The organism is Streptomyces sp. SID12488, from assembly GCF_010548275.1.
Taxonomy (GTDB): domain Bacteria; phylum Actinomycetota; class Actinomycetes; order Streptomycetales; family Streptomycetaceae; genus Streptomyces.
Genome location: NZ_JAAGLT010000004.1, coordinates 184,961 through 196,401, shown reverse-complemented (window position 1 = coordinate 196,401; position 11,441 = coordinate 184,961). Strand labels below are relative to the sequence as shown.

General features: G+C 72.0%; 10 protein-coding genes. 2 read left to right on the top strand and 8 right to left on the bottom strand.

Annotated features, from left to right (window positions below; genetic code table 11):
• Positions 1-8: 8 nt before the first annotated feature.
• From G3I56_RS09035 to pdhA, 3 genes are read right to left on the bottom strand one after another with little or no spacing between them, the layout of a single operon-like run.
• Positions 9-1,373 (bottom strand): dihydrolipoamide acetyltransferase family protein, encoded by a 1,365-nt coding sequence (locus G3I56_RS09035; protein ID WP_164408362.1) that lies wholly within the window; start codon positions 1,371-1,373, stop codon positions 9-11.
• Entirely contained in the window at positions 1,373-2,377 is a 1,005-nt protein-coding gene (locus tag G3I56_RS09030; protein WP_164408361.1) for an alpha-ketoacid dehydrogenase subunit beta, read from the bottom strand. Before G3I56_RS09030 ends, G3I56_RS09035 begins: the two co-directional genes overlap by 1 nt.
• Complete coding sequence (gene pdhA / locus G3I56_RS09025) at positions 2,377-3,510, bottom strand: pyruvate dehydrogenase (acetyl-transferring) E1 component subunit alpha (RefSeq protein WP_164408360.1); 1,134 nt, start codon at positions 3,508-3,510, stop codon at positions 2,377-2,379. Before pdhA ends, G3I56_RS09030 begins: the two co-directional genes overlap by 1 nt.
• Positions 3,511-3,700: 190 nt before the next feature.
• Between pdhA and G3I56_RS09020 the strand changes: the two genes are divergently transcribed.
• Positions 3,701-4,186, top strand: a complete 486-nt coding sequence (locus tag G3I56_RS09020) for an Lrp/AsnC family transcriptional regulator (RefSeq protein WP_164408520.1) — start codon at positions 3,701-3,703, stop codon at positions 4,184-4,186.
• A gap of 31 nt (positions 4,187-4,217) precedes the next feature.
• Here the strand turns inward: G3I56_RS09020 and G3I56_RS09015 are convergent, their stop codons facing one another.
• Together G3I56_RS09015 and G3I56_RS09010 are read right to left on the bottom strand one after the other, a co-directional pair.
• Positions 4,218-4,808 (bottom strand): TetR/AcrR family transcriptional regulator, encoded by a 591-nt coding sequence (locus G3I56_RS09015; protein WP_164408359.1) that lies wholly within the window; start codon positions 4,806-4,808, stop codon positions 4,218-4,220.
• Positions 4,805-6,319: a 3-hydroxyacyl-CoA dehydrogenase gene (locus G3I56_RS09010; protein WP_164408358.1), complete on the bottom strand. Its 1,515-nt coding sequence runs from the start codon at positions 6,317-6,319 to the stop codon at positions 4,805-4,807. The genes G3I56_RS09015 and G3I56_RS09010 overlap by 4 nt, the downstream gene beginning before the upstream one ends.
• A 184-nt stretch (positions 6,320-6,503) precedes the next feature.
• Here G3I56_RS09010 and paaN point away from each other — a divergent pair, with 184 nt between their 5' ends.
• On the top strand, positions 6,504-8,210 hold the full coding sequence (paaN, locus tag G3I56_RS09005) for a phenylacetic acid degradation protein PaaN (protein ID WP_164408357.1): 1,707 nt from the start codon (positions 6,504-6,506) through the stop codon (positions 8,208-8,210).
• Here the strand turns inward: paaN and G3I56_RS09000 are convergent.
• Genes G3I56_RS09000 through G3I56_RS08990 form a run of 3 tightly spaced genes read right to left on the bottom strand, consistent with a single transcriptional unit; the run spans position 8,207 to position 11,144 of the window.
• Complete coding sequence (locus G3I56_RS09000) at positions 8,207-9,097, bottom strand: TrmH family RNA methyltransferase (RefSeq protein ID WP_164408356.1); 891 nt, start codon at positions 9,095-9,097, stop codon at positions 8,207-8,209. The two genes, paaN and G3I56_RS09000, sit on opposite strands and share 4 nt — an antisense overlap.
• On the bottom strand, positions 9,094-10,368 hold the full coding sequence (locus G3I56_RS08995) for an HTTM domain-containing protein (protein WP_164408355.1): 1,275 nt from the start codon (positions 10,366-10,368) through the stop codon (positions 9,094-9,096). The genes G3I56_RS09000 and G3I56_RS08995 overlap by 4 nt, the downstream gene beginning before the upstream one ends.
• On the bottom strand, positions 10,365-11,144 hold the full coding sequence (locus tag G3I56_RS08990) for a DUF5819 family protein (protein ID WP_164408354.1): 780 nt from the start codon (positions 11,142-11,144) through the stop codon (positions 10,365-10,367). Before G3I56_RS08990 ends, G3I56_RS08995 begins: the two co-directional genes overlap by 4 nt.
• Positions 11,145-11,441 lie beyond the last annotated feature (297 nt).

Here is an 11,441-nt window from a genome sequence, read left to right as displayed (position 1 = left end):
CACCCTGGTCACAGCGTGCGCAGGAGCACCGCCGGCTGTTCGACGCAGTCCGCCACATAGCGCAGGAAACCGCCCGCCGTACCGCCGTCGCACACCCGGTGGTCGAAGGTGAACGACAACTGGACGACCTGCCGCACCGCCAGTTCACCCTCGTGCACCCACGGCTTGGGGACGATCCGGCCGACGCCGAGCATGGCCGCCTCGGGGTGGTTGAGGATCGGCGTGGAGCCGTCGACGCCGAACACGCCGTAGTTGTTCAGCGTGAAGGTCCCGCCGGTGAGTTCGGCGGGCGTGAGGGTGCCGGCCCGGGCCGCCTCGGTCAGCCGCGCGATCTCCGCGCTGAGCGCCTCGGCGTTCCTGGTGTGGGCGTCCCGGACGACGGGGACGACGAGCCCGCGCTCGGTCTGTGCGGCGAAGCCGAGGTGGACGCGGTCGAGCCGGACGATCTCCCTGGCCTCCAGGTCGACCGTGGAGTTCAGCTCGGGATACCGGGCGAGGGCCGCGGTGCAGATACGGGCAAGCAGGGCGAGGAGAGAGATCTTCGCGCCGCCGGCCCCGGGGGTCTGGGGGTGTCCCCCAGAAAAACGCTGCATGTGCACGCGTGTGCGCATCAGTTCCGTCGCGTCGGCGTCCACCCAGCAGGTCGCGTCCGGGATCTCGCGCCGGCTGCGGGAGAGCTTGTCGGCGACGGCACCGCGGATGCCCTTGAGGGGCACGCGCGTGCCCTCGGCGGAGACGGCGGCCGGGTGCGCGACGGACACCGGGACCGCGGTCGGTGCCAGGGACGGGGGCCCGGGTCGCGTGGTGCCGGCGCGCAGAGCGAGCTCGACGTCGGCGCGCAGGATCAGTCCGTCGGGCCCGGAGCCCGCCAACTCCCGCAGATCCAGGCCGTTCTCCCGGGCGAGCCTGCGAACGAGCGGCGACATGACCGGTACGGGACCGTCCACCCGGGCGGGGGCGGGGGCCTGTACGGCCGTGTTCTCGATGGCGACCGGAGCGGCGGGCGCCGCCTGTTCCCGCCGTACCCTCCGTCGCCGGGCGGGCGCCTCGGACGTGCCGTATCCCACGAGCACGTTGCCGGACCCCTCGGCCGCGTCAGTGCCGGGGTCGGGGTCGGGGTGGGCCGGCGTCCCGACGGCCACCGTCACCAGGGGTGACCCGACGGGCAGTTCGGTGCCCTCCTCACCGAATCGGGCGGTGACGACACCCCCGTACGGGCACGGCACGTCGACCATCGCCTTGGCCGTCTCGACCTCGACGACCGGCTGGTCGACGGCGACGACCTCGCCGACCTCGACCAGCCAGCGCACGATCAGCGCCTCGGTGAGTCCCTCGCCGAGGTCGGGGAGCCTGAACTCCAGTACCTGCGCCATCAGCGTTCCGCCTCCCACTGCAGCCGTCCCACGGCGTCCAGCACACGGTCGACGCCGGGCAGGTGGTGCCGCTCCAGCATCGGCGGCGGGTACGGGATGTCGAACCCGGCGACGCGCAGGACCGGCGCCTCCAGGTGGTGGAAACAGCGCTCCGTGACGCGGGCCGCGATCTCCCCGCCAGGGCCGCCGAAACCGCCCGACTCGTGCACGACGAGGGCCCGCCCGGTCCGCCGTACCGACGCGCACACCGTCTCGTCGTCGAACGGGACCAGGGAACGCAGGTCGACGACCTCCAGGTCCCAGCCCTCCGCCTCCGCCGCCCGCGCCGCCTCCAGGCAGACGGGCAGGGAAGGCCCGTACGTGATGAGCGTGGCGCTGCGGCCCGGGCGCCGCACCACCGCGCGTCCGATCGGTTCAACGGCCGACGGCTCGTCCGGGTTCCACGAGTCCTTCGACCAGTACAGCCGCTTGGGCTCCAGGAAGACCACCGGGTCGTCGGAGGCGATGGCGGCCCGCAGCAGGCCGTACGCGTCGGCGACCGTGGCCGGCGTGACGACGTGGAGACCCGGGGTCGCCATGTAGTACGCCTCGGAGGAGTCGCTGTGGTGTTCGACGCCGCCGATGCCGCCGCCGTAGGGCACCCGGACGGTGATCGGCAGGGGCATCGCCCCGCGTGTGCGGTTGCGCATCCGGGAGACGTGCGAGATGAGCTGCTCGAACGCGGGATAGGCGAACGCGTCGAACTGCATCTCGACGACCGGGCGCAGGCCGTACATGGCCATGCCGACGGCCGCGCCGAGGATGCCCGCCTCGGCCAGCGGGGTGTCCGTACAGCGGTCCTCGCCGAACTCCTTGGCGAGCCCGTCGGTGACCCGGAAGACACCGCCGAGGGTGCCGACGTCCTCACCCATGACGTGCACGGTGGGGTCGGTGGCCATGGCGTCGCGCATCGCGCGCGTGAGGGCCTGCGCCATGGTGGCGGGTTTGAGGGCGACGGTGGTCATCAGTGCGTCCCCTCCGCCCCGGCTGCGAGCTCGGCCCGCAACTGGGCGCGCTGCTCGCGCAGTTGGGGGGTGGGCTCGGTGTACACCTGGTCGAACAGATCCATGGGGTCGAGCGCCGGATCCTGGTTCATCCGGGCCCGCAGATCGGCGGCGAGCGTCTCGGCGTCCTCGCGCGCGGCCCTGATGCCGTCCTCGTCGAGCAGCCCGCGCGCGGTGAGCTCGTGTTCCAGGAGGTCGATCGGGTCGTGCTCACGCCAGGCGGCGACCTCGGAGTCGGCCCGGTAGCGCTTGTCGTCGTCGGCGTTGGTGTGCGCCTCCACGCGGTAGGTCACCGCCTCGACGAGCGTGGGACCACCACCCGCGCGCGCGTGGCGTACGGCCTCGCTGAGCACGTCGTACATGGCGACCGCGTCGTTGCCGTCGACCAGGCGGCCCGGCATCCCGTAGCCGACGGCCTTGTGGGCCAGCGACGGGGCGGCGGTCTGCTTGGCGAGGGGTACGGAGATCGCGAAGCCGTTGTTCTGGACCAGGAAGACGACCGGCGCCTGCCACACGGCCGCGAAGTTCAGCGCCTCGTGGAAGTCGCCCTCGCTGGTGCCGCCGTCACCGACCATGGCCAGCGCGACCACGTCGTCGCCCTTGAGGCGGGCGGCGTGCGCGAGCCCGACGGCGTGCGGCAGCTGGGTGGCGAGCGGGGTGCACAGGGGCGCCACCCGGTGCTCACGCGGGTTGTACCCGGTGTGCCAGTCGCCGCGCAGCAGCGTCAGCGCCTGTACGGGGTCCACGCCCCGGGCGACCACGGCGAGCGTGTCCCGGTAGCTGGGGAAGAGCCAGTCGCGGTCCTCCAGGACGAGCGCGGCGGCCACCTCGCAGGCCTCCTGGCCGACGCTGGAGGGGTACACGGCGAGCCGGCCCTGCTTGGTGAGGGCGGTGGCCTGCACGTTGTACCGGCGCCCGCGCACCAGCTGCGCGTACAGCCGGCGCAGCAGCCCGGGATCCGCCTGCGCCGCCGCCCCGGTGCCGAGGACGCGGTACGGAGCCGCGTCGGGCAGCAGCGGCGCGGGGTCGGTACGGGGCTGCCAGGCTGGCGGCGGCGTGGGCCGGTATGCGCCCCGCTGCTCCATGACCGTCATGACGGCACCTCCTCGTGGGAGACGGCTCCGGGCGCGCCACGGGTGTGACTCGCCTCACCTACCGATTGTTCGGTCGTCGGCACATTTTGGCTACAGGCACCGCCAGGCTGTGGACAAACGGTTCTCCACAGCCTGAGATGGACGCAGTACGTCCATGGTAGGGAGGCGGGGGGACATGGCACCTGAACAAATGGCCGAACGGGCCGAAGGCGGCGGCACCCTGCCGCCCCCTCGTCCGCTGGACGCCATTGATCAGGCCATCCTGCAGATGCTCCAGGCGGACGGCCGCGCCTCGATCCGTTCCGTGGCCGAACGCGTGCACGTTTCGCGGGCCAACGCCTACGCGCGCATCAACCGCCTCATCGAGGACGGCGTGATCCGCGGCTTCGGTGCCCGCGTGGACCACGAACGCGCCGGACAGGGCACATCGGCGTACATCACCCTGAAGATCGTCCAGAACTCCTGGCGCACGGTCCGCGAGCAGCTGAGGCAGCTCCCCGGCGCCGCCCACATCGCCCTGGTGGGCGGCGACTTCGACGTGCTCCTGCTGGTCCACACCCCGGACAACAAGGCGCTGCGCGAGCTGGTGCTGATGCGCCTCCAGGCGATCCCGGAGGTGCTCAGCTCGCGGACCCTGCTGGTGTTCGAGGAGGAGGACCTGGGACCGGAGGCCTGAGCCACCTCCTGGGCCACCCCTGCCGGACAGCTCACTCCGGGTTGCGCAGCCCTCCGAAGACCAGCCGCACCACCGCGTCGGAGACCTCACGCTCGCCCATGCCGCGCCCGTCGGGCCGGTACCACTCCACGACCGAGTTGATCATCCCGAAGACGAGCCGCGTCGCGAGCCGTACCTCCACGTCACCGCGGATGTCCCCCTCGGCTGCGGCTGCCTTGAGCAGCTCGGCCACCCGGTGGTCGAAGTCCCTGCGCCGTTCCAGGGCCCGGCGCTCGGTGTCGGTGTTGCCGCGCATCCGCAGCAGCAGCGTCACGTACGGCAGTTCGGCGATGAGCACCTCGACCATGCGCCGTACGACGTACTCCAGGCGCCCGGCGGCGGGCCCCACGCGCGCGTGCTCCTCGTCGAGGATCCCGAAGAGGCCGTCCAGCGCCCGGCTGACGGCCAGGCGCAGCAGCTCCTCCTTACCGGTGACGTGGTGGTAGATCGACGACTTGGAGATGCCCGCGGCCCTGGAGAGGTGCTCCATGGAGGTGCCGTCGTAGCCGCGCTCGTTGAACACCTGGACGGCGACCTGGAGCAGCGTCGTCGGCGTGTACGTGTCGCGCTTGGCGGTGGTCATGGGGTGCCCTCCCGCTTGTCGGTGGCGTACGCGTGGCGGTAGAGCGCGAGGGACGGCGCGTACCGTCCGCTCGGGTCGCGCTGGTGCAGTTCGTCGAGGATCTCGTGCGCCCAGCTCCGGCCGAGCCTGCGGCTCCACTCGAAGGGCCCGAGCGGGTAGTTGACGCCGAGGCGCATCGCCGTGTCGACGTCCTCCTCGGTGGCGACGCCCTTGGCGACGGCGTCGTGCGCGAGGTCGACGATCCGGGCCACCGTACGGGCGACGATCATGCCGGGGGTGTCCCCGAGGACGCTGACGTCCTTGCCGAGGGCCTGGAAGAGGCCGATGGCCTCGGAGAGGGTCTGCGGCTGGGTGTCCTGGGAGGCGGACAGGGCGATGCGGGTGGCCCGCCGGTAGTCGAGGGCGAGGTCGAAGTAGACGACGTCACGGAACTCGACGCTGGTCTGTCCGTCGGCGAGGACCAGCTGACCGCCGCCGGGCAGCACCAGCCGGGTGCCGTGGTCCTCCTCGTCCTCACGGACGGGAACGCCCGCCTCGCGGATCAGCGCGAGGAGGTCGGACGCGGGGCCCAGGTCACCCTCGGCGACGACGTATGCGGGCGCCTGGGCCTGTTCCGCGGTGTGCGGTTCGGCGCGCTCGGCGTCGTCTCCGTAGTCGTACCAGCCCTGCCCGGTCTTGCGGCCGAGGCGGCCCGACTCGACGAGCCGCCGCTGGGCGAGCGAGGGCGTGAACCGCACGTCCTGGAAGAAGGCCTGCCACACGGAGTGGGTGACCGCCTCGTTGACGTCCTGCCCGATCAGATCGGTCAGCTCGAACGCGCCCATCCTGAACCCGCCGCACTCGCGCAGCACCGCGTCGATGGTGGCGGGGTCGGCGGACTGGGCCTCGTACGCCGCGAAGGCCTCCGCGTAGAAGGGCCGGGCGAGGCGGTTGACGATGAAGCCGGGGGTGTCGGCGCAGGCGACCGGGGTCTTGCCCCAGGCGCGGGCCATCTCGTACGCGCGCGTGGCCGAGGTGACGTCGGTGGCGAACCCGGAGACGACCTCCACGAGGGGCAGCAGCGGCGCCGGGTTGAAGAAGTGCAGCCCCACGAACCGCCCGGGGTTGCGCAGAACGCCCCCGATGGCGGTGACGGACAGGGAGGAGGTGTTGGTGGCGAGCAGACAGTCGTCGTCGACCACGTCCTCCAGGTCACGCAGGAGCTGCTGCTTCACGTCGAGCTGTTCGAGGACGGCCTCGACGACGAGGGAGCAGTCGGCGAGCTCGGCGAGGCTCCCGGCAGCGTGCAGCCGGCCCCGGGCGGCGTCCCGGTCGGCCACCGTCAGCCGGTCCTTCTCGACGAGTCGGTCGAGGCGCTCGACGATGGCGTCGGCGGCGTCCTGGGCCCGCCCCGGCGCGGCATCGAACAGCCGTACGTCATGACCGGCGACCAGCGCGACCTGGGCGATGCCCTGGCCCATGGTGCCGGTGCCGACGACGGCCACGGGGCTGCTGAGGTCGAGTGCTGTCATGTGCGCGATCCTCCCGCACGGCGTTGTCCACAGATGCGGCGGACCCCCTTGTCCCGACCGATCGTTCGGTTACTCTAACTCTGTCGTCCCTTTTCTGCCCAGGTCATGTCCCTGTTCATGCACCGGGTCACGCCCCAGGTCATGAGCTCAACGAAGTGCTCTTGAGACGAGGAGTTGGTCCCTGATGGCCGCCGAACTCACCGCGCACCAGCTGATCGCCCAGCACCGGCCCACCCTCGACCAGGCGCTGGAAGCGATCCGCACGCGCGCGTACTGGTCCCCGCACCCCGAACACCCCAAGGCGTACGGGGAGGACGGCAGCCTGGACCTGGCCGCGGGCAGGGCCGCCTTCGACGCCGTCCTGAACACCCGCCTCGACCTCGGCCAGCCCGGCACGGACGACTGGGTGGGCGGTGAGGTGTCCCCGTACGGCGTCGAGCTGGGTGTCACCTACCCGCACGCGGACGTCGACGTGCTGCTGCCCGCCATGAAGGCCGGGCAGCGCGCCTGGCGCGACGCGGGCGCGGAGGTCCGCGCGATGGTCTGTCTGGAGATCCTGAAGCGGATCAGCGGCCGGACGCACGAGTTCGCGCACGCGGTCATGCACACCAGCGGCCAGGCCTTCATGATGGCGTTCCAGGCGGGCGGCCCGCACGCCCAGGACCGCGGCCTGGAGGCGGTGGCGTACGCGTACGCGGAGCAGGTCCGCACCCCCGGCACCGCGGAGTGGGCCAAGCCCCAGGGCAAGCGCGACCCGCTGGCCCTCACCAAGGAGTTCACGCCGGTCCCGCGCGGCATCGCCCTCCTCATCGGCTGCAACACGTTCCCGACATGGAACGGCTACCCGGGCCTGTTCGCGTCCCTGGCCACGGGCAACGCGGTACTCGTGAAGCCCCACCCGCGCGCGGTACTGCCGCTCGCCCTGACGGTCGGCATCGCACGCGAGGTCCTGGCGGAGACCGGCTTCGACCCGAACCTGGTGGCACTGGCGGCCGAACGCCCCGGCGAGGGCATCGCCAAGACCCTGGCGACCCGCCCGGAGATCCGCATCGTCGACTACACGGGGTCGACGTCGTTCGGGGACTGGCTGGAGGCCAACGCCCGTCAGGCGCAGGTCTACACGGAGAAGGCCGGCGTCAACACGGTGATCGTGGAGTCGACCGACAACTACAAGGGCATGCTGTCGAACCTCGCCTTCGCCCTCTCCCTGTACAGCGGCCAGATGTGCACCACCCCGCAGAACCTCCTGATCCCCCGCGACGGCATCCGTACGGAGGAGGGCCACAAGTCGTACGACGAGGTCGTCACCGGCCTCGCAGCGGCTGTCGGGGGCCTGCTGGGCGACGACGCGCGCGCCAACGGGGTGCTGGGCGCGATCGTCAACCCCGATGTGAAGGCACGCCTCGAGGCGGCGGCCGGGCTCGGCGAGGTCGCCCTGGCCTCACGCGAGATCGTGAACCCCGACTTCCCCGAAGCGGTGGTCCGTACGCCCGTCATCGTGAAGCTCGACGGCACGCGGAAATACTGGGACGGGGCAGACTCCGAGGCCGCCTACATGAGCGAGTGCTTCGGCCCGGTCTCCTTCGCCGTCGCGGTCGACTCGGCGGCGGACGCGGTGGAACTGCTGCGGCGGACCGTCCGGGACAAGGGCGCGATGACGGTCGGCGCGTACACGACCGACCCGGAGGTCGAACAGGCCGTCCAGGAGGCCTGCCTGGAGGAGTGCGCCCAGCTGTCGCTGAACCTGACCGGCGGGGTGTACGTCAACCAGACGGCCGCCTTCTCCGACTTCCACGGCTCGGGCGGCAACCCGGCGGCGAACGCGGCACTGTGCGACGGGGCGTTCGTGGCGAACCGCTTCCGGGTGGTGGAAGTGCGCCGCCAGGCTTAAGCGCTCCGCTGGACACGCAGTACTTTCGCCGCGGCTCGGTGGGGGCCGGTCGCGCAGTTCCCCGCGCCCCTTTCGGGGCGCGGTTCCGCGCCCGACCTCTCCGAGGCCGCCTTGAAGGCCCGTCCCCCGGTGAAGCTCCAGTGGTACAGCGTCATGGCCACGCTGGTCGCGAGGTTGTAGCTGGAGACCTGCGGGCGCATCGGGAGGGACACCAGATGGTCGGCACGCGCGCGTAGTTCGGGCGACAGCCCGCTGCGCTCGGAGCCGAAGGCGAGTACGGCGTCGTCCGGGAGCTTCAGCCCCCGGATGTCGTCGCCCTCCGCGTCGAGCGCGAACACCGGCCCGGACGGCAGCTCGGCCACCGTCAGCCGCTCCACGGCGGTCGCGAAGTGCAGCCCCGCCCCACCGCGTACGACGGTGGGGTGCCAGGGGTCGAGCGTCCCGGTCATGACGACCCCCGTCGCCCCGAAACCGGCGGCGAGCCGGATCACCGCCCCGGCGTTGCCGAGATTGCGCGGGTTGTCGAGGACGACGACGGGCGCGGTCCGGGGCGTGCGCGCGAGCACCTCCAGGTTGGCCGCGCGGGAGGGCCGTACGGCCAGGGCGGCCACCGCGGTGGGGTGCGGGCGCGGCACGAGGGCCGTGTACGCCGTCTCCGGGACCTCGGTCAGGAGGGCGTCCAGGGTGTCCCGTACGTCCGGAGCCAGCTCGTCGGCGAGATCCAGGGTCGCCCGTCGGTCGGCGGTCACGGCGACCGGGATCCGCGCGCCGAAGCGGACGGCGTGCTTGAGGGCGTGGAAGCCGTCGAGCAGGACGGAAGCCCCCGCGAGCCGGTGCCAGTCGGCCACCGCCGCGTCGATCGCTGTCCCCGTCGCCGCATCCGTCATGCCGTGAAGCCTACGTGCGGGGGCTCCGCCGTCTCGTCCACCGCGCTCCCGTCGGCCGCCTCGGAGGCTTCCTCGTCCGGCACAGCGCGTCCGCCGTTGCCCGGCAGGCGGGCGAGAAGGCGCACCCGCGCGCGTGCCGCCCCGTCGCCCAGGCGGCGCAGGAAGGACGTCGGCAGGAACACGGCGTCCGCGGCGATCATCGCGAGGGAGAAGAAGGGCAGTCCGAGGACGACGGCGATCACGGCGTGCTCGGTCATCATCACGGCGAGCAGGATGTTCTTGACCCGCCGGTTGAAGAGCGTGAAGGGGAAGGCCACCTGCACGGCCACCGTCCCGTACGTCACCAGCATCACCATCGTGCCGCTCGACGACATCAGGTCGGAGAGCGCGGGCCACGGGGAGAAGTAGTCGAGGTGGAGCGGGTAGTAGACGGCCGTGCCGTCCTGCCAGCGCGAGCCCTGGATCTTGTACCAGCCGGCCGTCGCGTAGATCAGACAGGCCTCGGCCATGATCACGAAGAGGGCCGCGTTGTGCACGAGGTTGCCGACGATGTCCAGGAGCATCCGTGGCTCGCCGCCCTGCCCACGGCGCGCCACGACCCACCACACGCCCTGCGCCAGCCACATGCCCCAGAGGATCCGGGGGACCAGCGGGTCACCGCCGAGCATGCCGGCCGCGATACCGCCCAGGAGGAGCACCCCGAGGACGCCCCAGAGCACAGGCCCCACGCGGTCGGGGGCGGGGTCGTCGCCGAGGGGCACGCGTGCGCGTGCCTTCCGGGCCCGCCGGGCGTCCAGGGACCACACCTGGCCGCAGCGCGTGAACACCAGGTAGAGGGACATCAGGTGCAGGACGTTGTCGCCGCCGTCGCCCATGAAGATGCTGCGGTTCTGGATCGAGAGCACGCCGACCATGAAGAGCACGGACAGGGTGCGGGTCCGCCAGCCGAGCAGGAGGAGAAGACTGGCGAGCACCGCGAGCGCGTAGACGAGCTCGAACCAGACCTGGCTGCCGGACCACGTCAGGACCGTGAAAGCGCCGTTGTCCGAGATGAGCTGCTGAGCGAGATCCCAGCTCCAGGGGCCGTCGGGGCCGTACAGCTCCTGCCGGTGCGGGAACTCGCGCAGCAGGAACAGCAGCCAGGTCGCCGAGAAGCCGATCCGCACGACGGCGGCCTGGTACGGGCCCAGGGCGGTCTCGGTGACGCGGGCGATGCCACGGGAGACCGACCGGGAGAGCGAACGGGCGGCCACGGGGACGAGGCGGGTCATGAGCCGTCCCCCTTCGCCGCACCGGCCGCGCCCGCCGCCTCGGCGGCCTTCTCGCCGTCGGGGACGGGCCACCAGGACAGTACGCGGTACGTGGGCGTCTCGGGCACCTGCTCCTGGCTCCACTCGGGCGGTCGGACGTTCGTGCTGCGGGAGCGGACCTGGACGCGGTCGATCGTGCCCCCCGGTCCGGCCGCCTCCTGGCGGTCGAGACGCAGGACGACGATGCGACGCAGGTACTGCTCGGAGAGGGCACCGCGCAGGCCCGAGGGACGGTTCTGGGCGTCGTGTGTGGCGAGGAGGAAGTCCCAGGCCCGGCGGAGCTCGTTCTGCTGGGTGTGACTCGGTACCGGATTGCCGTCGATGGCCTTGCCGTCCAGCGCGGAGAGGTCGTACCAGCCGGTGGTCCGGGCGGCGCCGTCCGCGGTACGGACATCGGCGCGGACCTCGACGGCGACGTTCTGCTGCAGCGGGTTGGGAGCGAAGAGCTTCCAGTTCTGTTCGAACTCCGGGTAGATCCAGTCGTCGATCGTCCGGGCGTGCTCCTTGGTGACCGTGTTCGAGGGCGCGACGTGCAGAAAGACCATGCCGAGATGAACACACGCGGCGACGGCGACGATCGCGACGGCGAGGGCGGCGCCGATTTGGTAGGGGAGGGAAAGTGCGGCCAGTTCCGGGCGGGGGGCTTCCCCGGGATCGGTGGAGCCCTCGGCCTCGCCGGGCTCACCCGGCTCGTCGCGCCCGTGCCCGGCGTCCGGACCTGCCTCGTACGCGTCCATTCCGCCCCGTCTCCCGATACCCGGTCCCACCGCGCCCGTGGCGTGCGCACCGGCACGGTACTCAGAGCCGCCCGCCCGGCACAGCCCCCCTCGCACACCTGCACGACCGATGAGCAGCGCCCGGGAGGCCGGACCCGGAGTTGTCCACAGCCGTTGACACCCTACGGCCCTGCGCCGGACCATCGACTCGGGCAGACCGAACGATCGGTCGTTGCCACGCACCCTCCGGTCCCGCCCGTTCCCTTCTTCTAGAACCTGTTCTATCTTGACGCCCCGTCAGGTCCCCCGCACCCGGCC